The sequence below is a fragment of the Enterococcus casseliflavus NBRC 100478 genome, from assembly GCF_001544095.1.
GTDB lineage: Bacteria > Bacillota > Bacilli > Lactobacillales > Enterococcaceae > Enterococcus_D > Enterococcus_D casseliflavus.
On the sequence record NZ_BCPT01000010.1, the window covers coordinates 96,767 to 118,497 of the forward strand.

Below are 21,731 nucleotides of genomic sequence, written 5' to 3' on the forward strand. Positions count from 1 at the left end.
TTTCTTCCATTCAAAATTATGATTATAATTGATTTTTCATAATTCCGATTTTTGTAACTTCCACATCTTAGAGCTATCTGTTACTCATCGATTGAAAAAAAGCGCAAATTATCAGGATGAATCATCGATTCTTTTCAAAAAACTGCTTTTCTCTTTCATAAATCATACAAAAAACGAGGGATAAATCAACACTCATAATTAAATTAGAATGAGAAAAATAAATAAAAAGTTAGAATATTTGACAAAATTCAGCAGCACAAAACTCTTTTCTAACGACCTAAAATAATAAGTTAAAAGAACGCTTCCTATCTTCTGACTGTAGATAATGATAATGTTATAATCAAAAATGAATAAAAAACGTTATTTAAAAATTCCATTGCATATAAAATAACAAAATAAAAATTATTATTTTTTTTATAAATTACTGATTTTGATAAAATAAGTAAAGTTATTTTTGAAATAACGCAAAAAAGAGACTGTGACAAAAGCCCATAAAAGAAAGCCGCAAGAAACGCTCTATAATTTATGGGACTGATGAGTCAAAATTGATTCTTCAGCCTCATTTTCATTTTCGGTATTAAAAAAAAATATCGTTCTCTAATATGATTAAATCACGACAAAATAAACAAACTAAGAGGACGATAAGTGGTATGAATGATTCTATCAAATATGAATACAAAACAAGGAAAATAATATTCAAAAAAATCTGAGCTAGAATGAGTTTCATCCTGCTCAGATTTATCTTTTTGCATATTAGCCTCTATTGAAAATAGCTATTATTCTCCAATGACTTGTGCGTATACATCGTTGCAAGATGTTGCCTCTCCATTAGCAAATGATACTGAATAGATGATGCCTCGGCTTCATTTGTTGCAGTAAAGTTTGTTGCTCTTATTGTAATTCCATCAAGTTCCTTTTCCATAATCTAATCTGGTGGAATTGACGTATAATTCGCAATAAATGAATCAATTTTTTCACTTAGATCTGATACTTTTGGAGAATCAATTGATGATGTCGTTTCTGATGAATGAGTTTCATTAAGCAAAGAACTGTAAGAAGTTTCTGTTTCACTTGCTATTAGACTTTGTGAGGTTGACTCTTCGGTTTTGTTATACGAATCTTCAAAGGATGTTTTATGTAGTTTTACATTATTCAAAAAACCATCTATAGCCACAAAGTACTCAATTGATTCTTCATCATCATTCAGGAAAAATGTCATATTGTTTTTATACTTAAAGTTTATTAATTCGGGAAAAATATTTTTTAGCTCATCATCAGACACTTCAATATAAAATCCATTTCCAGACTTTTTCACTGTGTAAAGAAAACCAGGTGAATTATAATCATCATTTCCATAATCGATTATTTTTTTCTTAATCTATTCTAAAAGAAAACTCTCCTTCCCCTCGTTAGCAACACCATACCAATCACCATAGAAGTCTTTAGCTGGATCTACAGATAGAAAATAGCCCCTACAAATCCAATTATAACCAACAAGATAAACCCTAATATTTTTATACTTTTTCATAAATATCCTATTATATTCGTTTTTTAATAATACAGTATAACGAATATTATGCATTGAAAATCAAGTTTGTGCCGCAAAGAACGAAGATTTACTTGCATATTATTGTATTCAACTTTGTTAAATTTTCATCCTTTCCTACATATTACAAAATTGTTAGGTTATAAATATAACTTAAAATATTTTTTATATATTATAGTATGATATATTAAATTTTTTAGTAAAATAATAATGAAAAAGGAGATTAAAACAATGAAGAAGCTTTTAATTAGTGTAGTTTTTGGTATATCAGTTTTAAGTTTTGGTCAAATAAATGGTTATGCAGATGAGAATGGTTTTGAGATAGATGAAACTAATCAATCATTAATTAATGAGGCAATATCCAATGAAGAGTCTAATAGAGATTATATTGATGGTGTAATTAGAATGTTTGAAGATTCTGATAGTGCTGAAGAGTTCAACGCATCTTTAAATGAGAGTTTAACAGTTTTAAATTCCTATGATGCCGAACAAGATGCATTGTTGGAAGAGTATAAAGCGGACGTTGCCGAATCAGTTGATCCTTTTTATGTTGAACCAAAGTCTAAGATAGGTGCTAGATCCTCGGTAACTCCTGCAAATCCAGTTTATGCGGCTGCAATTGCTGCATACAATAAAGGTATATCAATGGTTAAGAAAAAAGGTCACAATCAGACTGCTGCTTATATGAAGCACGCCATTATTTCTGCTGAGAATTACTATTGGAATCCAACATGGAAACCTTCGACATATGTTAATAAAAACGATAGCTGGGCAAAGACTGTAGACGGCGAGGAGTTAATGACCGCTTATTATTCTAGACTTAAAAAAGAAGCATTTTCTACAGGTAAAAAATCTGGTTCTTTCTCAGGAAGTTATACATTTCTAAGCGGCCAACTTCACACAGCATTACGTGGAGTTAGTTACACAGTAACTTATAAGAAACAAGCCAATGGAAATTATTGGACTCAAGTAAAGGTTACGGATATATTTGATTTCAAATGGGAGCTAAATGGTTATGATGGCAACTTCGAGGTGGGATTTGGAAACAATTATTGTTATGCAATGCAAAGAGCAGGCTTTATCATTCCTTATAAAATCGAAGTGATCCACGAAGTTTCTAGATAGTATAAAAAGAGATGAGCTTTACGCTTATCTCTTTTTGTTTAAGATATATATAATGGATTTTACTAGTGCACCCAAGAAAAGTATCAGGGCTAATACCTTAAAAACTACACCAAGTTCCCAGTTGATTGATCCTTCTCTTAAAAGCTCCTGTTTTTGGGATTTGCTTAGTCCTTCAACGCTTACAGGAATCCAATTTACACTTAAATAGACACCTATAAGTAGCGAAATCATTGAATATATATATAGGATTCTTATTTTTAAACCTTTTAAAAAGTTGATCATCTTAGCACTCCTTTACAAACTATTATATCAGAAAGCTAGCTTTAAATAATTATCGCTAATATAATTTAATAATTTGTGAGTACTTTTTATAAGAGGTTACTTTTGTCCGACCACTTGGTTATGTTAGCTATTTTAATATTCCTAATTTTATCATAGCCAACCTTATTACCACCAGCATATATTTCTAGTTCATCATGTCCCCTAAATATGGCCAACTATATCAGGAAAGTAATTCCCATCTCGATCATGCGCTTCAATTTAGATAGCTACTGATTTGTTCTTGAGTGTTGCCTGATTTAAAGTTTCGGCGATCTCATTAACATCCATCTGGAACTTTTGAATTGGTTTACTTCTTTCAATAGTTCTTTCTCCATCAATTGCTTTGGTATGTTCTGTAAGATAAAATCCTCCCCATTTCACCATTCCTTTTTCAACTATTTTTCCTTTAATGGATCAATTAAATAAATGATCCGCCATCCACAAAAGTGGTATAAATATGCTCGTCCGCCACTGGTTCCCCTTGGATCGATTGTACGATTTTCTCAGCTGCCACCATGCCCCATCGATGTTTCGAATAGGAGATCGTCGCTAAGCGCGGCTGCACAAAAGCGCCTAATTCCGTGTTATCAAACCCGATGATGCGGATCTCTTTTCCGATGCGATAGTCGGTCTCGCGGACATATTTGTAGACCCCGATCGCCATTTCATCATTGAAGGCAAAGATATCAATGGGAAACTGGGGATCATTTGCTAAGAGCTGTTTTGCCGCTCGATAACCAGAAGGTTCCGTGAAGTCACCAGGAATGACTTCATAAGGAATACCAAAGCGCGTCAATTCTTTCGTACTGGCTTCCAAGCGCTCCCGACTGTCGTAGCCTTTTTCTGGCCCTGCTAAGAGGAAGACTTTTTGGCTTTGTCCAGCGATCAAGCGATCGATCGCCAGCGCAGCCCCTCCTTTATTGTCTAACAAGACTTGATGGATGTTTTCATGAGACAAGACACGGTCTAACACGACGATTTGATGCCCTCGTTGGGCGTATTGCTCGATTTCCTTTGCTGGAAACGTCCAATCCAAAATGATGGCACCGTCCACCATCCGCTCAGGAATAAACAAGTGTGACTTCTTGCCGCTGCAGACGATCATTTCATAGCCGAAAAGTTCCAGCCCTTTCTTGATGCCATCTAGCAATTCCCCATAAAAACTTCCGGCATAATCGGCGAGATAAACACCGATGATGTTGGTTTGTCTGCGTTTCAGTGTGCGAGCAGCCATGTTCGGAACATAGTTCAATTCGTTTGCGATCGCTTGAATCCGCGCGCGGGTTTCCTCGGTCACTTTTGGACTGCCATTCAATGCATACGAAACGGTGGATATGGAGACACCCGCTTTTTGGGCAATATCTTTGATTCCTACCATGGCTTCTCCTTTCTTAACGATAAATATCGATCGTATTGGTTTGGTTTTCGTTTAATTTGGCGCAAAGTGCTGCTTTCTTCAGGACAAGCGCACCTTGACGGTAGCGATTTTCCGCAAACTCAGTGGACATTTCTTCCCCGTTGATCAATACTTTCGGCGTACTTGCCGAATGATAGACGATTTCGACCGGCCGATCAAAGAGTCGATACGTCAGTGTCAATCCTGCTAGCTCCGCTGGCAAGACGGGATCAAGTTCAACGTGATCAACAAAGGTACGAATGCCTAACACATTGCTGATCAACTGATTCATATAGATCCCTGGACCACTAGAATAGATGCGCCAGCCGCCTTTGACGCCGACTGCTGCCTCCTTAAGTTTACCAAAATTTTCTTGGGCTTCAACCCTTGTTTTGAAATCGCCATCAGAACTGCTGAAATACGCGTTTGCTTGACGGATCTCCGCGTTTTCGACCCGTTGAGCGATCTGGATCGGATTGATGACCCCAAGCGCTTGCCAAGTCTCTTCTTCTCGACCTAATTTCGCCATCGCTTCGGTAAAGCGGATGTGGGCGTGAACGTACTGCAAACCGATTTCTCGTCCAAAGTTGGCTGCTTGTTCTGCTCGCTTGAAATTGGTGCTGACACCACCCGCATAAGTCGCTGGACGATTCATCAAGCGCACCCCATCTGGAAATTGCAAATGCTCCTTGATGATCGCCACATGATGATCGGCTTGTTCGGGAGATAACAGCTCACCGATCATGCTTTGTTGCATCGGCAGCAAGCGGTATTGGATACCAGTTTTCTTGTCAGTCGGATGGACCATCAGTTCCACGTGCTCGCTATCTTCCATATAGACAAATCCTGGCAAAGTGCCATCAGCTAACATGTATTTTTCAAAGTCGTGTTTGATGCCCTTAGACAGTTCTGTTAAATGTTTGGCATACTCTGGGTCAAATGCCTGCAACTGGCTGGCTAATTTTTTCAATACTTCATAGGTCAAGGCAACGGTCCAGCTGCTGGCCATTTGTTTCTTCAACTTACTGTTATTTGGCTGCAAGGTGTCATCCCAATCGCCATCGCCATAACAAGACAGGTACGTTCCTTCCAAGAAGTTCGCTTCGATATACGCCACTTCTTTTTTCAAATGATCAAACAACGAAGCTTTGGTCTTGGTTTTCAGGAAGGTTCCGCGATCCGTATAAGGCAGTTCTTTTTCCAAAATCGCGAAATCTTTGGTTTTTTCGAGATAGTCACTAACGACTTTCATTGGCCAGACGATCACATCTCCGTGGCTCTCATCGGCTTTTTGTTTCTCATAGCGGTCAAACATAAACCATTGTGGCCAGTTGCCGTCATCTGCAAATTGATTTTCAAACAAATGCTCGATGATGGACGCCACCATTTCAGGACGATTAAGTGCTAAGAAATACTCAGTCGGTCCTTGGGAAACGTCTCGAGTCCCCCAAGCAGCACCACCGTACTGTTCAAGACCATGAGGAGACAGGTAATGAACAAGCATATTGTGGGTGTACCAACGTGCCAAGTGATTGAAGGATGTAACGTCCGCCTGCGAATGTTTCAATTCAAACTGATTCAACAAATCATCGACAAAGGCCGTATAGGCAGTGTCTTCTTGCTGGCGATCTAACGTTTCGGAAACAAAGGGTTCACCAGTCAGTGTGCCTTGGATCACGAAGGAAACCGTCGCCTGTTCTGCAAAGGTCAATACGGTCGTGCTATCAGCAGCGGCCACATTGAAGATTGCTTCATCGGTCAGTTCAAAAGGCTGAGCTGCATGGAGATAATACGTCAATTCTGGATAAGTTTCCGCAATCGGTGAATCCGCTGTTCCTTTGATGGTGAGCAATTGTTGGTCTTGCGTAACAGCAGCAGTCGGTGCGGCTTCATCGATCCCCATCACAAATTGATTAGTGATGGCCCAGGTGTAGGCACGTCCTGCTTCACTGGTGATGGTGGTTGCGATCGTGCGTCCGTTTGCTTTCGTGAAGGTCGTTACTTGAATGACATCATCCGCTGTTTTGTAGTACCACGTCGCCGAATTCAAGCCCATTTCAAAAGCAGATGGCATCGTTAAAATCCGCCATTGATCGCCGTCTTTCAGATAGATCCGCTGACCAGAACGTTTGAACAGATTCAATGAGTTGCGGCTATTACTCAACAATTTATTCATGTTCGTATTGCCTAATACGATTTGGGAGTTAAACATCCCCGTCATGTAAACAGTCGTGCTCAAAATGGGTTGATCGACGATCAACTCTTGTCCGCTCATCAAAATATGCCCATGGGAGCGTTCCATCTGTGCTTCTTTTTCCTTCAACACGACATGGTGATAGTCAGGGGTAAAAAAGGAATAAAGCTGTTCGTCAACGATTTCCACTGCTTCTTGCTGCGGGAACCGCTCGTTGATTTCTTCTGTGGAAAATGTCAGCCCTGTGAGCGGTCGACCGAAGTTTTTTCGTGGCTGCGCCGTTGCTTGCAACGAGTCAAAGGACAAGGCTTGATACGTTTCTTTCAGCGTTTCAAGTGCAAACTGCGGTTCATTGACTGCCGTCGCTTGATTGGCTTTGACCGCTGCGTAAAAAACGATTTCTGTAGGCGTCTCACTTACCGTCAACCATTGCGTTTGCAGTGCCGTATAGGCAAATTCGTATTGATACACTTCATTGGCTAACGTTTCTTGGCTAAGTGCAGCTGGTTGATTCGTTTCTTTGTAGCTGCGACCGAAAAATTGATAGCCATCCGTCGAGAAGCCTTTTAAGGCTTGGAAGCTGCCCTGTTCCACTAATGGAAATTGACCATTTTGTGGTTGATTTTGGCGCGAAGAAAGCACGATGCGACCCTTATCATGGCTAACATGATGGTCGATATATTGCGAAACATAGGCTTCATTGGATTGAACAGCACCTTTGGCGGCATTACCAAGATCTTGTCCGTAAACTAGTTCCGCTTCCCCAGAACCACTCAATTGAACCCGCCAGAACCAGCAATCTTGTGCCAATTGGAAATCAACTCGGTAATCGATGGACTGGTACGTCCCAGTCCAAGTCAGCTGTTTGTCTGAGTAGGCAAAGGCACTGTTAGCATTTGAACCGATCAAGGGAATAAAGGACAACTCCCCCGCCTCACGCAGACGTAGATAGATTTGATTCAAACTACCATCTAGCGCATTTCCGTTCAACTGATTGATCATCACACCGTGACTTTGGATCTCATATAAATCACCGTTTGGTAAAAACGTCACGGTCGTATTTGCGTTATTCATCACTATTTTTTTCGTCATAGAAACCTTCCTATCTTACCTAACTAATTGCAGGGTTGTTTGTTGGGTGTCTCGGCTGTTCCCACCAATCATGATGTGGAATTTCCCTGGATCACTGCTTAATTGTTGGTTGCTGTGGACATAGCGCAGCAGTTCTTCCGTGATCTCAAATTGAACGGTTGCTGATTCGCCAGCCTCTAGCCAAATTTTCTTAAAGCCTTTCAGTTCTTTCACTGGGCGAACCACTTCACCGACTAAATCGCGAATGTAGCATTGGACCGTTTCCCAGACCGCTGCTGTTCCTTGGTTCGTAACAGTGATGGAAGCCGTGACCGTTTGATCTTTGGTCATAGTCGGCTGATCCAACGTCACCGCAGAATACGCAACTGGGCTATAACTCAAGCCAAACCCAAATGGATATTTGGCATAATTGGAGACATCCAAATATTTCGAGACATATTTTTCATCCGGTGCACTTTCATAAGGACGACCGGTATTGTCAACGTTGTAATACACAGGAACTTGTCCAACGGTTTCTGGGAATGACATGCTCAAGCGACCGCTTGGATTGTATTCTCCCCACAGGATCTGAGCAAGTGCGTTTCCGCCTTCGGTTCCAGGGAACCAAGCCTCGACGATCGCTTTGGCTGCATCCACACCTTGCAAATCAAGAGGACGACCGTTATAAAGAGTTACGATCAATTGCTCGTTGTATTCTTTTAAGGTTTCAACCAAGGACAATTGGGCTTGCGGCAAACGAATGTCGCTGCGGCTGGCAGCTTCGCCGCTCATCCATTCCTGCTCTCCTAGTGCTAAGACCACTTTATCGGCTTCCTTCACTAATTCGATTGCTTCTTGGATCGCCGTTTCAGACGGTGCAAAATAATCAAAGGGCTCTTGACCGATCAACAGATCCGCACCCAAGGCTTGGGCACCCTCCACTAATGTCACTACTTCTTCTTGTTTCCCTTGCCAAGACCAAGCACCTAATAGATCACGGGAGTGAGCACCTGGGCCCACGATCGCGACTTTTTCGGTTTTCTGCAACGGCAGGACACCTTCATTTTTCAACAACACCATTGATTTCTTTGCGATATCGCTGGCGATCTCTCGGTGTTCTTGAGACAAAACAGTGGCTGCTTCAGCGGCTTCATCAGCGCCGCGGTATGGATTTTCAAATAGCCCCAGCTCATTTTTTAAGGTCAAGATTCTTAGCACCGCTTCATCGACTAAGGCTTCCTCAACGGTGCCTTCTGCGATCAACTCTTTCAAGTTATCGGTGTAGCAAGTCGTCATCATCTCGATATCGACCCCAGCTTTGATGGCTAGTTCAGCGGCATGTTTTTCATCCTCCGCTGCGCCATGAGCGATCACTTCTTTGATTGCTGCCCAGTCAGAGATCACAACGCCTTCAAACCCGAATTCTTCTCGCAAAACATCGCGGAAAAGCCAGCGATTGGCCGTTGCTGGAATGCCGTCTACCGTATTAAAGGAGGTCATCACCAGCTTGGCACCAGCATCAAGGGCTGCTTTATAGCCTGGCAAATAACTTTCTCGCAGTTGGCGTTCTGACATATTGACCGTGTTGTAATCGCGACCACCGATAGCCGCACCGTAAGCCGCAAAATGTTTGACGCAAGCAGCCACGCGGTTGAAATCCGTTCGCAGATCATCCCCTTGATAGCCTTTGACAAAGGCTTCAGCGAAGCGACTGTTCAAGTAAGGATCTTCCCCCGTCGATTCCATGACACGGCCCCAGCGTGGGTCTCTTACTAAGTCCACCATCGGTGAAAAGGTCACATGCAAGCCAGAAACAGCTGCTTCTTTGGCAGATACTTCCGCCATTTTCTCCGCTGCTGCCAAATCCCATGAACTACCTAATCCTAATGGAATCGGGAAAATCGTCCGAAAGCCGTGAATGATGTCCGCCATCAATATCGTCGGGATATTCAAGCGGTTATTGGCGATATACTCTTTTTGGACGCGGATCGCTTCTTTTGCACCAGAAACACCTAGCGTTGTTCCCGCATTGTTGATGTTTTCTTGTGTCAGTCCTAAGTCGCCCATCGGACCTGTTTTCTCTTCTGCTTTATCTGAATAAAAAGCCGCTGCCAGTTGCAGCAACTGATCGATTTTTTCATCTAAGGTCATTTCTAAAAGTAGTTCGGTTAATTTCTGCTGTTCCATTTTTATTCATCCTTTGCTTTCTTCAAATTGGACTTCTGCTTCTAAAGGGAAATGATCGGAGGGAAAACGACGATCACAAGAATCCGTTAGACAGGCGGTTTTGACCACCGTGAAGCCTTTCGTATAGATATAATCAATTTCTTCTAGTTCTTGCCATGGTAACGTATAAATAAAATTTTGATAGGAGCCTTTTGGCCCATGATGGGGCTTCTGTCCATGTTCTTTGGCATTTTGAAAATGCTGCTCTAAGTACCGATGCACCCGCTCCGTTGGCTCCGCATTCAAGTCGCCCATCAGCAATACAGGATAGCGTTCGATCTGATCTGCCAGCTGCTCAAGGATCACTTTCATCCCTTCAAAACGAGCCATTTCTGAAATATTATCTAAATGAGTCGTGATAGCAAGAAACGGCGGATTCTTTTTTTCCTGCAAGACTGCCCAAACACATAAGCGTGAATACGCAGCTTCTGGATGAATACTTGGTTCAGTCGGTGTCAATGACAACCAAAACGAACCTGAAGCTAATAACTCGAAAGCCTCTTTTTGATAATACAGTCCGATGCCTTCACCTAAGCCATCACCGTCACGTTCAGCCGTGACGGAAGCATACTGCGCTAACTTTGCTAAATCTGCAAATTGGCTGGGACGAGCTTCTTGGATCGCCAGAACATCCCAGTCGTAGTAATCGATCAAGGAGCAGACCGCCTCCGATCGATAGTGCCATTGCCATTCTTGGTCATAGTCGGTATCGACTCGTAGATTATAGGTTGCTGCTTTCATCTGCATTCATTTCCTTTGAGTAATTTTGTGATTTGCTGCATCTCACGTCGGATTTGTTTCGCTTCGCCGCCGCCATGCCCTTTATTTAAGTAAATACGCAATTCTTTCGGTCCAGGAATCTTTTTATAGGAAACGAAGAAATCTTCCATGGGACAGATGGGATCAGCACTGCCGACCGATGTATAAACAGGACCAGTTATCTGATGAGCAAAATACTTCAAATCAAAATAACTCATGACTTGATAGATCGTTTCCCGCGTTTCTGGAAATTGTTCGATATACTCTTGAATCACCTGGTAACTTCCTGTTTTTTGTTCGATCCGATGGACAAGATTGGAGTGGCTTGGCACATCGGCAAACGTCGCAAAAATCGGGACGTTCGTTAATGCGTTGACCAATAAGGCGATGCCGCCTCCTTGTGAGCCGCCTCTTAAAATAATGCGCTGCGGATCGATTTCCGGTATCTGTTGAAGGACTTCTAGTGTGCGCAAACTATCTGCGACCAATCGCTTCATATAAAAATCTTCTTTTTTCAAGATGCCGCGTCCAAAAGGTGCTTCATGCTGCGTGGTTTCATAGGGAACCTGATCTTGCGTGCGTCCCCCTTGTCCGCGATTGTCGATGACAAGACAGCCGCAGCCGATCAATAACCAATGAGCAAATTGGAACGGTTCTTGCACATGATTCATATAGCCTAAAAAATCAATCACGATTGGACAATCTGCCGCTTGTTCTGGCAGCAGCAGATGCCCATAGATCGTTTCATTACCAAGACTTTGAAAAGAAATCGTAAAACAATCGATCCCTTTCAGCAAAGGCGCTTGTTTGGTTCTTTCAAAGGCTAGCGGAAGGGCGTCAAGTTCTTGTTGGACCGAAGCCCAAAAATAGGATCGATCCGTCGCTGTGGATTCAGTCATTTGTCTCTTCCCCCTTCGCTAATACTTTATTGAAAAACAACACTTGGACAAAGGCTGAGCCTGAGATCCCTAAACAAACAAATAAGAATAGGTTCACTTTGCTGCACAATACAAAGACAAGAATGGGGACCACCAATAAAATGATCGCATTCGCCGTACTGCTAAGAACCGCATAGGCCGTTTCTTTTGCTGTTTCTTGCAATGATTGGGCAAACAAGCTGTACAAGAGAACGAACACGACGAGATACAGCGCAGCCAAGCTAACGAGGATCACGGCTAAAACGCCAAAGTAAGGTGTAATCATCATCAAGGAATAGATCAACCCAGCAAAGACTGCGACATACGCAATAACAAGACCTTCTAAGAAGAGCCCACGTTTGAGGTTGCTTAAGAATGCTTGCTTGTATCGCTGCCAAATCGGGACATCCCGTTCCTTGTACAATTGATCGATCGTCTGATACAGCGCGATCAATGCTGGTCCTGCGAGAATCAGCGTCATTGCTGGAATCATAAAGAGAAAACTAACAATGATCATATCTGCTAAAAAAGCAAAGACCCGATAGTACCATCCTTCATAAGAAAATAGTCGATTCATTATGATCCTCCAATCAAAACTTGCTGATTTGTGCTGCGGGTGCTACGTAAACTTGTTTCTTGCCTTCTTGTGAATTTGGGTCGTTTCTCAACGTACAGTTTTCTGGGTTGCAGCTTGCAGCTTGCATGTCTCACTACGTGAGCCAATCGCAGTGATTCTTTGTATGGACACTACGCTCCCTGAGGTCGCCTAGTACTTTTCATCATCTGCTCGTCTCCGCTTTCGCTTCGCCTACAGTTGCACTAAGCAAAACACACTAAGTGCAGCTTGCATGTCTCACTACGTGAGCCAATCGCAGTGATTCTTTGTATGGACACTACGCTCCCTGCAGTCGCCTAGTACTTTGAAACATCAGATTTTGCGCAAAGTACGCGCAAATCCTGTGTTTCAAAGCAAAGGAGAGGAAAGGTCTTTTTTTTGGCTTCCTTTCCTCTCCTATGGGGGTTATTTTAGTCGTTCGCGGTTTTCGGCCATTTTTTCAGTTTTAATGTCTTTGATTGCATCCCAGTTGTTTGAATCTAAGAAGCTTTCAAAGTCGGTTAGTGTGCTGTCAAATGTTCCTTCATCTTTTGAACGGATCAATGAGATGATCGTGCTGTTGATTTTGGTTTTGATGGCTGTGTTTGAACGTGCTTCAGCAGTTCCAGCATCTGGATCCGTATTTTCGATCACAAAGTGTGGATACAATTTGCCTTCGCCCCACTCTTGCATTTGAGTCAACGCATTTTCGGTTTTGACTTTCAGTGCATTGACACGGTCATTGTTAAAGTAGTTGAAACGGCTGATACCATATTTTTTGTTGTAGCCTTCGTTGTCGGTTTGTTCCATTTCTTTGATTTCTGGCAAGTAATCGATTTTGCCTTCATCGTTGTATTCATACGTCACGCCTTCAACGCCGAATTTTGTCAAAATTTGTCCTGGTTCATCGATCAAGTACGTGAAGAGTTGGGTTACCTTTGCTGGATCCGCCGCATCTTTTGTGATGTAGTTGATCAACCAGCCAGAAATTCCTGTTTGGTTCAAGGTTGCTTCACGACCAGACGTGCTGGCAGGGCCATCGATTGCGATGTAGCGTGTGTCAGAGTTTTTCATGAATTCAGTGAAGTTCCCACCTTGTCCGCTCGTTCCTGCGACTAAGATCGTTGCATAGTCCCCTTGTTTTACTTTTTCATCATAGGTTGGACCGTCATCGGTAAAGCTGTCATCACTGATGTTGCCGTCACGATACACTTGATTGAAGGTTTTCAACCATGAGATATATTCTTCATCTAAATTACGGTCGTAGAACGCACCATCTTCATCTTCTAATGGAACACCTAAGAAATCTTGCAATTTATCTAAGAATGGTCCTGCTGTTTCGCCGATCGTTGTGAAGCCCATTGGTGTCAAATCAGGGAATTTCTCGCTGATTTCTTTCATGACTTTCACATAGTTTTCTGGCGTCGAAACATCTGGTTTGCCTAATGCTTCATAGACATCTTCACGGATCACAAAGTTGTCGTTGACGGGAATATTGCCGCTTTCGTAGTCTGCTGCTGTGTTGGAATAGTTTGGATAGCCATAAGTTTTGCCATCATCTAAAGCAAACCATTTGAAGGTATCTTCGGTCACGACATTCATCAAATACGGATCGTATTGTTCCGCTAAATCGTTCAATGAGTATGCCCAACTATCAGCTTTTGTGGCTGCTTGGCTGGTTTTATCCATCAACGTCACGATATCAGGCATATCACCACTTGAAATCAAAGCGTTTAATTTTGAATCATCCCCTGAAATAAATTCAATATCAATGTTCAAATCTTTTTTGATTTGGGCTGTCGTCACATCTTCACCAAATGGCAAAGCTGTCCAGTCTGAATTGATGTACCATGTGATCTTGGTTGGTTCTTCTTTGGTATCGAGTTTCCATGCTGGTGTCTTTTCATCTAACTCATACCGATCTTTGATAGAAAAATCCGAACTGCTGGCATTGTCTGAGCTGCCGCCACATGCTGCTAAGCTGAGTAATGCTGATGCTGCCAATAAACCGCCTACTACTTTTTTCATGTCTATCCCTCTTTCTATTCTTTTACTGCACCGGCCATCATACCGCCGATAAAGTGTTTTTGAAGCAATGGATATATAATTAAAATTGGCACTGTCGTGATGACGATCGTAGCCAACTGAACCCCACGGGTCGTTGCTTGGACGATAAAGTCGGTACTACCGCTTTCAGTCATCGTACTCAAGTTGGATTGGACGATGATTTCATAAATCTTCATTTGCAGCGGATAGAGATACTCTTTTGTGATATACAGTTTTGTCGTCATAAAATCGTTCCATTGGCCAACCCCGTTGAACAAGATGATGGTTGCCAAGGCCGGTTTCGTTAATGGTAAGAAGATTTTATAGAAGATTTGGAATTCACTTGCACCGTCGATCTTCGCAGATTCTTCGAGTGAAGGCGGAATCTCACGGAAAAAGTTCATTAAAATTACGACATCATAGTAGCTGAACAAGGCTGGAATAATGTAGACCCAGAAAGAATCCAGTAATCCTAGCGAGCGAATCAGCAAGTACGTTGGAATCATCCCACCACTGAAGTACATGGTGATGACCCCCATCGTTGTATAGATGTTGCGGCCGACCAAGCGTGATTTACTCAATCCGTAAGCCACGATCGCACAAAACAAGGTATGGGTCGCAGCCCCAAGAACCGTTTTTAACACTGAGATCAAGAAGGCACGGGGGATACTTGCGTCGGAAAAAACTTTCCGATAGTTTTCCCAGGTAAAGTCTTTGGGCCATAACACGAGGCCGTTGCCCGCTAATCCAGAACTAGAAGACACGGAGGAAACCAAGATATTCCAAATCGGTACGATGATCATCAATGAGAATAAAATCAAGATCACGGTATTGAAGAAGTAAAACCACGTGTTTTCTTTTGCTTTTCTTTTGATCATGTTTTTTCCTCCTATAAGATAACTGAATTGCCGTTGTTCAACTTGCGGGTCACTCGATCCGTGATCACCAATAAGATGACGGAAATGACCGCGATCCCCAAGCCGACAGCAGTTGCATAAGAGAAATCACCTTGCGTCAACCCCATTTTATAAACGAAGGAGTTGATGACTTCTGAACGGTTTTGGTTCTGTGAATTCATTAAAACTAATGTTTGATCTAGGTTTGACCCTAAGATACCGCTCACATTCAGAATCAAGTTTAAGGAGATGATCGGTGTCAGTAATGGCAATGTGATCGAACGAATCTGTCTTAGCTTGCTGGCACCATCGATTCGTGCGGCTTCATAAAACGTTGGATCGATCCGCGACATACCTGCCAAGTAAAGGATCGTTCCCCAGCCGACTTCTTTCCATAGATCAGAAAGGACCGCGATCCACCAATATTTGCTTGGATCCAATAGATGATTGACCCCTTTGTCCATCAATCCTACCGACATCAGCACTTGGTTGATAAAGCCGTTCGTTGACAGCCAAGAAATCATCATCCCACCTAGCACGATCCATGAGAAAAAATGGGGAATGTATGAAACCGTTTGAATAAATTTCTTCAAGCGGCCATCTTGCATTTCAAAAATCATAATGGCTAACACAATCGGGATCGCAAAACCTAAACCTAATTTCAATAAGCTGATGGCTAACGTATTTCTAACCGCTTCCCAGAAAAAACTGTCATTCATAATGATACGGAAATTCTCTAACCCGACCCATGGTGCTGATGAAATCGTGTCAATCACTGTATAGTTTTTGAAAGCGATTATAATTCCGTAGATCGGAATATAATTAAATACGATCATAAATGCCACGCCGGGAAAAACCATCCAGTGAAGCTGCCGTTGACTATAAAACTTTTGCAGTTTACTCATAAACAAAATCTCCTTCTTTCTATCCTCGCAACACTACCTATATCTCCACATTTTGGTGAAACGTTTCTACAAAAAGATTATATCCGCTGCCAATCGAAAATGCAAGCCTTTCCAATTATTTTTTTCAGCTTTTCTTTTTTCACAAATTTCGTTGGGTTCCTCACAAATAAAAAAGCTTTCATATCTGCTTTTTCAGACGAAATCATTTTTACAAACATTTCCTTTTAATCAAATTTCACAAATATTGTATTTTTTCAACATCGATTAATTCACAGAAATCATTAAAAAATAAAAAGAAACGTTTCACCAAAAGCACAAAAAAGCAGCAACCATCGCTGATTGCTGCTTCGTTCTATTCACTTCTTTGCGGATAACCAAAATGGTCATAGGCTAACGGCGTTGCGATCCGCCCACGCGAGGTGCGTTTCAAAAATCCTTTTTGGATCAAAAACGGTTCGTACATATCTTCCACTGTTTCGGTTTCTTCCCCGATATTGACAGCGATCGTACTTAATCCCACCGGGCCGCCTTGGTACAATTCGATCATCGTGCGGATCAATTTCTGATCGATATAATCCAAGCCAGCATGATCGACTGCCAAAAGCGCCAATGCCTGGTCAGCAACGGTGCGATCGATCAATCCATCTGCTTGCACTTGCGCATAATCGCGAACTCGTTTAAGCAACCGGTTGGCAATCCGTGGAGTGCCTCGGGACCGGCGGGCGATTTCGATCGCCCCTTCTTCCACGATATCCGTTTCAAAGATCGACGCAGTCCGCTGCACGATCTCTTTTAAATCATGGTCTTCATAAAATTGCATATGAGAAATGATCCCGAAGCGATCCCGTAGTGGCGCCGAGAGCATCCCCGCCCGCGTCGTTGCGCCGACTAAGGTAAATGGCGGGAGTGGAAAATGAACTGGGTGAGCCGTTGTCCCTTGCCCCACCATGATATCTACATAAAAATCTTCCATTGCCGAATAAAGCATTTCTTCGGCGACACGAGGCAAGCGATGGATCTCATCGATAAACAGAACATCCCCTGGCTGCAGCTCATTCAAGATCGCAATCAAATCCCCTGGTTTTTCGATCGCAGGACCGCTGGTCGTCTTGATTTGGACCTGCATCTCGTTGGCGATCACCATTGCCATCGTTGTTTTCCCTAAGCCTGGCGGACCATATAAGAGGACATGATCCAACGCTTCTTCTCGATTTTTCGCCGCTTGGATATAAATCGAAAGCTCCTGCTTGACTTTGTCTTGTCCGATATATTGGGCAAGGGTTTGCGGACGCAAGGATTTTTCGATGATCTCTTCTTGTTCTGTGCTTTCTGGCGAAACAATTCGTTCATCCATCGTCTACTTGCTCCTTACTTTTTCATCATCAATCGGAGAGCTTCCCGCAAGTACTCATCCGTCGATTTTGTGGTATTCGCCGCTAATTGTTTTTCGGCTTTCTTGACTTCTTTTTCGCTATAACCCAATGCTTTCAAGGCTTCCATCGCTTCATCTAAAGCAGTCGTTGCTACGCTTAGAGGAACGATCGCTTCTTCTCCAACCAGTTCAGCCACTTTGCCTTTCAAGTCTAGGATCATTTGCTGCGCCGTCTTTTTACCGACACCTGGGAACTTAGTCAAATAATTGACGTCCCCATTTTCGACTGCCGTGATCAACCCTGTATGGTCTTCATTGGCCATGATTGCTAACGCACTCTTTGGTCCAATACCTGAGACACTGATCAATTTTAAAAACAACTGCTTGCCTTCGATCGTGGCAAAGCCGTAGAGACTATGAGCATCTTCACGAATCACTTGGTGCAGATAGATTTTTACTTCTTGGTTCAACTTGCCGCTAAATGAATACGGATTGCCAAAAGCGATCTGATAGCCGATGCCATGGGTCTCAACGACGATATACGCCGGAAAGATATCCGTTACTTTTCCTATGATATATTCGTACATGTGCTTTCCTTTCTGTACATATGTTCCCTTTATTGTAGCACAGACGAGAGGGCAAAAAAAGGACTGTGAACGAAGGAAAAGGCTTAGCAGGAAACAAACGGAGGAAAAACCGTTGTTTCAGTCGCATTTTTTCAAACGAGACATGCTGCTGCGTCTTTTTTTCGCACACAGTTCCTAATACTTACTCAACGAGTGATTTGAATTCGCCATAGCCTTTTTCATCCATTTCTGCTAAAGGGATGAACTTCAATGCTGCCGAGTTGATACAATAGCGCAAACCGCCTTTGTCCTGAGGACCGTCTGAAAAAACATGTCCTAAATGAGAGTCAGCTTCTTTGCTGCGGACTTCTACCCGATGCATGCCGTGAGAAAAATCGGCTTTTTCTTGAATATCTTGGCGACTGATCGGTTTCGAAAAGGACGGCCAGCCACAACCTGCGTCATATTTATCAGTAGAAGCAAACAATGGTTCTCCGTTGACGATATCAACATAGATCCCTTTTTCATAAAAATCATCATACTCGCCAGTAAAGGGGCGTTCGGTTGCATTTTCTTGGGTCACCGCATATTCGATCGGCGACAATTTTTCTTTTAATTCTTTTTTATCTGTCATTTTTTCACCTGCTTTTCCTCTAGACTCATCCTGTATGCTCTATCATGCCTTTTTTCTTAGCGAATGTAAAATGACTTGCTCAAATTGTTTAAGGGTTTTGCAGCTTTTGCCAACGAGTCGTTGGTTCCGCAAAGTGGTAGAAATGCGGTTGGTCTTTTGTATAGATTTCTTCGGTTAAGACAGCTTCTGGCAAGTTGCCAAACAACCCAGCCGCAAAAAAATAGGTGTGTGCTTCTTTGAGGTAAAAGAACAGGCTCGAGCCGCATTGACTGCAGAATCCTCGCTGTGCCCACTCAGAAGAATCGTAACGTCGCAGCCACTTCGCTCCTTGAAGAGCTATCTGGTCCTCAGCGCATGGCGCAAGAGCAAACATCGGTCCGCCATGAAATTTCTGGCAGAGACTACAATGACAAACCGTGATTTCTTTCGCAACTCCCGTCAAGTTGATCGTGACTTTGCCGCAAAGACAACTACCAGAAACATCCATCCTTATTCCTCCTCCGTAAACTCTTGCAACAACTGATAGACCGCAGCGACAGGAAATCCTACGATCGTATAAAAATCGCCGTTTATCGATGAGACAAATATTTTGGCTGCCCCTTGGATCCCATAGGCGCCCGCTTTGTCTTGGTACTCATCTAAGGCAAGATACTTGTCGATCTCTTGATCCGTCAAAGGACGAAACACAACTTCCGTCGAAACCACTGCTTGGCGTTGCTGTTTGCCTTTTTGCAAAACGACGGCGGTATGCACCCAATGGGTACGTCCGCTCATTTTTCGCAACATCGACCGAGCATCTTTACGGTCGACTGGCTTTCCTAAGATTTCTTCACCCACCACGACCGTCGTATCGCTTGCGATCACCAGATCTTCAGGATAGGTTTGCGCAATAGCCGCCGCTTTTTCTGCTGCCATCCGTTGGACATAAGGGATCGCAGCTTCGTTTGGTCGGACCGACTCGTCGATATCTGCTGGTATGACCGCAAATTCCGAGACTAACTCCGCTAATAATTCTTTGCGCCGCGGCGACTGTGAAGCCAAAATAATCATTCCATGCCACTCCTTGCTCGATGAGGATCTTGAATCCGTTTGAACATCCGCTCCATGTCGCTGTTGGTGAAATGGATCAGCACCGGACGACCATGGGGACAGTTGAAGGGATTCTCGCATTTCGCTAAATCTTGCAACAAGATCCTAGCTTGTGCTTCATTCAAATAGTGATTGGCTTTGATGGATCGTTTGCAGCTCATCATGATCGCGGTTGCTTCACGAAACTTTTTGACACTGACACTTCCTGTCGTCAATAACATATCGATCATTTCGCGGATGATGGCTTCTTCTTCACCGCTAGGGTACCACGTCGGGTGCGCTCGGACGATGAAACTATTGGTCCCAAAAGATTCCAGATGGATCCCGACTTCTGCCAGCTTGTCGCTTTGTTCTTGTAATTGCAGTGCATCGCTGTTGGGATAATCCAAAACGATCGGCACCAACAATTCTTGCAGGTCATTGGTCACTTCGCCGATTTTTTCGCGGTAATACTCGTATTTGATTCGTTCTTGCGCCGCATGCTGGTCGACGATATATAGCCCCGCCTCGCTTTGGGCAAACAAATAGGTCCCATGCATCTGCCCAAAATAATCCAATTGGGGAAAACGCTCCTTCGCTGGTTCTTCTTCCAGCAACCGTTCGACCGTTTTTAGGTAGTTGCGGTCATCCCCATGCATTTCAGGATGCAGAGTCGCTTGACTTTGCAGATCTTGCGCCGTAAGCTCTGGCGTCTCATCTGGGAGAAAGACTGGCGCTTCTGGCAGCGACGCTTTTGTTTCCGTCTGGCCTTCCACAAATGGTTTTCGGACAGGCTTATTTGGCAGCGTCTCTTCCAAACTGCGAAAGGTTTCCTCGGTTTCTTCCAACAGGTTGTCGCTAGATTCCTGTGGCATTTCTGGAAGTTTTCCACCTTCCTCCACAGGTTTTTCCACAGAGTTATCCACAGTCTGTTGATAAGTGTTGCCCTGCACCTCAAATTTCCCTGTTTCGCGATTATAAGACAACCCAGAAGTCGAATTTCCTGCTGACTCCAGTTCCAAGCCAAGCTGCTGGACTTTTGGCTGATCGGCAACTTTTTTCTTAAAACGCAGATTGTCAGCCGCGTTAGGAATCAAATTGATTTCCCGCAGCGCCTCATTGATGGCTTTACTGATTAGCTTGGTCAATTCTTCTTCTTTTGACAAACGAACTTCTTGCTTAGTCGGATGAACGTTGACATCGACTAATAAGGGGTCCATTTTGATTTCAAGGACAGCTAATGGAAAACGACCGACCATCAATTTTGATCCGTAACCAGCAACGATCGCTTTATTCAAAGCGAAGTTGCGAATATAACGACCATTGATGATCGTGGATAAATAGTTGCGGCTGGCTCGGGTGACTTCTGGCAGTGACACAAAGCCAGTGACTTTAAAGTCGAGGTCCTCAGTATCGATCGCGATCATTTTTTTGGCGGTTTCCACCCCGTAGATCCCTGCGATGGTTTGTTTTAACTGCCCACTTCCAGTGGTGCTCAACATCTTATTGCCTTCATGAACGAGACGAAAAGCCACTTCTGGGTGGCTCAGGGCGATCCGATTGACGATATCGCCGATGTTCGCTAGTTCCGTTTGCAGCGTCTTGACATATTTCAAACGTGCCGGTGTATTGTAAAAGAGGTTTTCCACAGTGATCTTGGTTCCTTGCCGCAAGTTGGCAGGCAGATGCTCTTCAACAGCGCCGCCTTTTAAGCGCATAAAGGAGCCTTGTTGGGCGCCTTTGACTGCCGTTTCAATCGAGAGGATTGAAACCGAAGCGATACTAGGCAAAGCTTCCCCGCGAAACCCGAGGGTACGTATTCGAAACAAGTCATCCCGATTGTGGATTTTACTGGTGGCGTGGCGTTTAAAGGCAGTCAAGACATCCTCTTCTGCAATTCCTTCGCCATTATCGATGACTTGGATTTTACGCAAGCCCGCTTCTTCAATAAAAATATCGATTTGGGTACTGCCGGCATCCACGGCGTTTTCAACTAATTCTTTGACGACAGAAGCCGGTCGCTCAACGACTTCTCCTGCCGCGATTTGGTTCGCCAGACGTTCGGATAACTCTTGGATCTTTCCCATCTGCTGA

The 21,731-nt window shown here is 43.3% G+C and carries 19 protein-coding genes; 1 reads left to right on the forward strand and 18 read right to left on the reverse strand.

Annotation, left to right across the window (positions count from 1 at the left end; all coding sequences use genetic code 11):
* Positions 1-925 precede the first annotated feature (925 nt).
* Positions 926-1,315 (reverse strand): hypothetical protein, encoded by a 390-nt coding sequence (locus ECA1_RS10160; RefSeq protein WP_060792400.1) that lies wholly within the window; start codon positions 1,313-1,315, stop codon positions 926-928.
* A gap of 462 nt (positions 1,316-1,777) precedes the next feature.
* On the opposite strand from ECA1_RS10160, the gene ECA1_RS10165 reads away from it, so the two are divergent.
* On the forward strand, positions 1,778-2,671 hold the full coding sequence (locus tag ECA1_RS10165) for a hypothetical protein (RefSeq protein ID WP_060792401.1): 894 nt from the start codon (positions 1,778-1,780) through the stop codon (positions 2,669-2,671).
* Between the two features lie 24 nt (positions 2,672-2,695).
* Here ECA1_RS10165 and ECA1_RS10170 read toward each other — a convergent pair whose 3' ends face one another.
* From ECA1_RS10170 to mutL, 17 genes are all read right to left on the reverse strand, one after another.
* Entirely contained in the window at positions 2,696-2,953 is a 258-nt protein-coding gene (locus ECA1_RS10170) for a hypothetical protein (protein ID WP_008376271.1), read from the reverse strand.
* A gap of 258 nt (positions 2,954-3,211) precedes the next feature.
* Complete coding sequence (locus ECA1_RS17480) at positions 3,212-3,376, reverse strand: hypothetical protein (protein ID WP_016609543.1); 165 nt, start codon at positions 3,374-3,376, stop codon at positions 3,212-3,214.
* Positions 3,377-3,410: 34 nt separating this feature from the next.
* Positions 3,411-4,370, reverse strand: a complete 960-nt coding sequence (locus tag ECA1_RS10175; RefSeq protein WP_005227180.1) for a LacI family DNA-binding transcriptional regulator — start codon at positions 4,368-4,370, stop codon at positions 3,411-3,413.
* A 13-nt stretch (positions 4,371-4,383) separates the two neighbouring features.
* Entirely contained in the window at positions 4,384-7,674 is a 3,291-nt protein-coding gene (locus ECA1_RS10180) for a GH36-type glycosyl hydrolase domain-containing protein (protein ID WP_060792402.1), read from the reverse strand.
* A gap of 15 nt (positions 7,675-7,689) precedes the next feature.
* A complete protein-coding gene (locus ECA1_RS10185) occupies positions 7,690-9,840 on the reverse strand; it encodes a glycoside hydrolase family 3 N-terminal domain-containing protein (protein ID WP_060792403.1) in 2,151 nt (716 codons plus the stop codon).
* Positions 9,841-9,846: 6 nt separating this feature from the next.
* A complete protein-coding gene (locus ECA1_RS10190; protein ID WP_060792404.1) occupies positions 9,847-10,626 on the reverse strand; it encodes an endonuclease/exonuclease/phosphatase family protein in 780 nt (259 codons plus the stop codon).
* Positions 10,617-11,537 carry an acetylxylan esterase gene (locus ECA1_RS10195; protein ID WP_005227176.1) on the reverse strand — a complete coding sequence of 307 codons (921 nt, stop codon included), beginning with the start codon at positions 11,535-11,537 and terminating at the stop codon, positions 10,617-10,619. The genes ECA1_RS10190 and ECA1_RS10195 overlap by 10 nt, the downstream gene beginning before the upstream one ends.
* Positions 11,530-12,132, reverse strand: a complete 603-nt coding sequence (locus ECA1_RS10200) for a DUF624 domain-containing protein (protein ID WP_060792405.1) — start codon at positions 12,130-12,132, stop codon at positions 11,530-11,532. Before ECA1_RS10200 ends, ECA1_RS10195 begins: the two co-directional genes overlap by 8 nt.
* A 444-nt stretch (positions 12,133-12,576) precedes the next feature.
* The gene (locus ECA1_RS10205) at positions 12,577-14,178 is read right to left on the reverse strand and encodes a type 2 periplasmic-binding domain-containing protein (RefSeq protein WP_005227174.1); all 1,602 of its coding nucleotides are present in this window, start codon (positions 14,176-14,178) and stop codon (positions 12,577-12,579) included.
* Between the two features lie 14 nt (positions 14,179-14,192).
* Entirely contained in the window at positions 14,193-15,074 is an 882-nt protein-coding gene (locus ECA1_RS10210) for a carbohydrate ABC transporter permease (protein ID WP_060792406.1), read from the reverse strand.
* A gap of 11 nt (positions 15,075-15,085) precedes the next feature.
* A complete protein-coding gene (locus tag ECA1_RS10215) occupies positions 15,086-15,997 on the reverse strand; it encodes an ABC transporter permease (protein WP_005232388.1) in 912 nt (303 codons plus the stop codon).
* Positions 15,998-16,349: 352 nt separating this feature from the next.
* Positions 16,350-17,351 (reverse strand): Holliday junction branch migration DNA helicase RuvB, encoded by a 1,002-nt coding sequence (gene ruvB, locus ECA1_RS10220; RefSeq protein WP_060792407.1) that lies wholly within the window; start codon positions 17,349-17,351, stop codon positions 16,350-16,352.
* A gap of 14 nt (positions 17,352-17,365) precedes the next feature.
* Positions 17,366-17,956 (reverse strand): Holliday junction branch migration protein RuvA, encoded by a 591-nt coding sequence (gene ruvA / locus ECA1_RS10225; RefSeq protein WP_005232405.1) that lies wholly within the window; start codon positions 17,954-17,956, stop codon positions 17,366-17,368.
* Between the two features lie 181 nt (positions 17,957-18,137).
* The gene (gene msrB, locus ECA1_RS10230; protein ID WP_008376288.1) at positions 18,138-18,569 is read right to left on the reverse strand and encodes a peptide-methionine (R)-S-oxide reductase MsrB; all 432 of its coding nucleotides are present in this window, start codon (positions 18,567-18,569) and stop codon (positions 18,138-18,140) included.
* 88 nt (positions 18,570-18,657) lie between these two features.
* On the reverse strand, positions 18,658-19,056 hold the full coding sequence (locus tag ECA1_RS10235; protein WP_015508833.1) for a GFA family protein: 399 nt from the start codon (positions 19,054-19,056) through the stop codon (positions 18,658-18,660).
* Between the two features lie 2 nt (positions 19,057-19,058).
* Positions 19,059-19,619, reverse strand: coding sequence for a Maf family protein (locus tag ECA1_RS10240; RefSeq protein WP_016609220.1), 561 nt, complete (start codon positions 19,617-19,619; stop codon positions 19,059-19,061).
* Positions 19,616-21,724, reverse strand: coding sequence for a DNA mismatch repair endonuclease MutL (mutL, locus tag ECA1_RS10245; protein ID WP_060792408.1), 2,109 nt, complete (start codon positions 21,722-21,724; stop codon positions 19,616-19,618). The genes ECA1_RS10240 and mutL overlap by 4 nt, the downstream gene beginning before the upstream one ends.
* Between the last annotated feature and the right edge of the window lie 7 nt (positions 21,725-21,731).

Coding starts and splice junctions, on each gene's coding strand:
- msrB (WP_008376288.1), bottom strand. CDS start 18,569: ATGACAGATAAAAAAGAATTAAAAGAAAAATTGTCGCCGATCGAATAT.
- ECA1_RS10200 (WP_060792405.1), bottom strand. CDS start 12,132: ATGAATCGACTATTTTCTTATGAAGGATGGTACTATCGGGTCTTTGCT.
- ECA1_RS10205 (WP_005227174.1), bottom strand. CDS start 14,178: ATGAAAAAAGTAGTAGGCGGTTTATTGGCAGCATCAGCATTACTCAGC.
- ECA1_RS10215 (WP_005232388.1), bottom strand. CDS start 15,997: ATGAGTAAACTGCAAAAGTTTTATAGTCAACGGCAGCTTCACTGGATG.
- ECA1_RS10235 (WP_015508833.1), bottom strand. CDS start 19,056: ATGGATGTTTCTGGTAGTTGTCTTTGCGGCAAAGTCACGATCAACTTG.
- ECA1_RS10165 (WP_060792401.1), top strand. CDS start 1,778: ATGAAGAAGCTTTTAATTAGTGTAGTTTTTGGTATATCAGTTTTAAGT.
- ECA1_RS10240 (WP_016609220.1), bottom strand. CDS start 19,619: ATGATTATTTTGGCTTCACAGTCGCCGCGGCGCAAAGAATTATTAGCG.
- ECA1_RS10210 (WP_060792406.1), bottom strand. CDS start 15,074: ATGATCAAAAGAAAAGCAAAAGAAAACACGTGGTTTTACTTCTTCAAT.
- ECA1_RS10170 (WP_008376271.1), bottom strand. CDS start 2,953: ATGATCAACTTTTTAAAAGGTTTAAAAATAAGAATCCTATATATATAT.
- ECA1_RS10175 (WP_005227180.1), bottom strand. CDS start 4,370: ATGGTAGGAATCAAAGATATTGCCCAAAAAGCGGGTGTCTCCATATCC.
- ECA1_RS10195 (WP_005227176.1), bottom strand. CDS start 11,537: ATGACTGAATCCACAGCGACGGATCGATCCTATTTTTGGGCTTCGGTC.
- ruvB (WP_060792407.1), bottom strand. CDS start 17,351: ATGGATGAACGAATTGTTTCGCCAGAAAGCACAGAACAAGAAGAGATC.
- ECA1_RS17480 (WP_016609543.1), bottom strand. CDS start 3,376: ATGGTGAAATGGGGAGGATTTTATCTTACAGAACATACCAAAGCAATT.
- ruvA (WP_005232405.1), bottom strand. CDS start 17,956: ATGTACGAATATATCATAGGAAAAGTAACGGATATCTTTCCGGCGTAT.
- ECA1_RS10190 (WP_060792404.1), bottom strand. CDS start 10,626: ATGCAGATGAAAGCAGCAACCTATAATCTACGAGTCGATACCGACTAT.
- mutL (WP_060792408.1), bottom strand. CDS start 21,724: ATGGGAAAGATCCAAGAGTTATCCGAACGTCTGGCGAACCAAATCGCG.
- ECA1_RS10185 (WP_060792403.1), bottom strand. CDS start 9,840: ATGGAACAGCAGAAATTAACCGAACTACTTTTAGAAATGACCTTAGAT.
- ECA1_RS10180 (WP_060792402.1), bottom strand. CDS start 7,674: ATGACGAAAAAAATAGTGATGAATAACGCAAATACGACCGTGACGTTT.